The 552-nt window shown below is 54.9% G+C and carries 1 rRNA gene; it reads left to right on the top strand.

Features of this window, described 5'->3' with window-relative positions:
- Positions 1–552: ribosomal RNA gene (locus tag I6E26_RS11080) — 23S ribosomal RNA — on the top strand; the annotation flags it as partial.

Below are 552 nucleotides of genomic sequence, written 5' to 3'. Positions count from 1 at the left end.
GGATGTTGGCTCAGAAGCAGCCACCATTTAAAGAGTGCGTAATAGCTCACTGGTCGAGAGGCCCTGCGCCGAAGATGTCCGGGGCTCAAGTACAGAACCGAAGTCGCGGCATGCGCAAGCATGGGTAGGGGAGCGTTGAAACAGCGGAGAAGGCGTACCGGAAGGAGCGCTGGAGCGGTTTCAAGAGAGAATGCCGGTATGAGTAGCGAAAAGGACGGTGAGAATCCGTCCCACCGAAAGCCTAAGGTTTCCTGAGCAACGCTCGTCGACTCAGGGTAAGTCGGGACCTAAGCCGAGGCAGCAAGCATAGGCGATGGACAACAGGCTAATATTCCTGTACCCGCAGGTTTTGTTTGAGCAATGGAGTGACGCAGGAGAAAGTGGGAGCTGGCTGCTGGATTAGCCAGTCGAAGGCTGCAGGCTGCGGAGGAGGCAAATCCCTTCCGTAACGGCTCAGAGCTGATAGATAGATGACCCTCGGGGAGTCAAATTTCCATGAATCACACTGCCGAGAAAAGCTTCTAGTGAGAAACTTGTGGCCCGTACCAAAAC

Source organism: Anaerovibrio lipolyticus, from assembly GCF_021531495.1.
Taxonomy (GTDB): Bacteria; Bacillota; Negativicutes; order Selenomonadales; family Selenomonadaceae; genus Anaerovibrio.
This window is presented reverse-complemented; position numbering and strand designations above follow the sequence as displayed.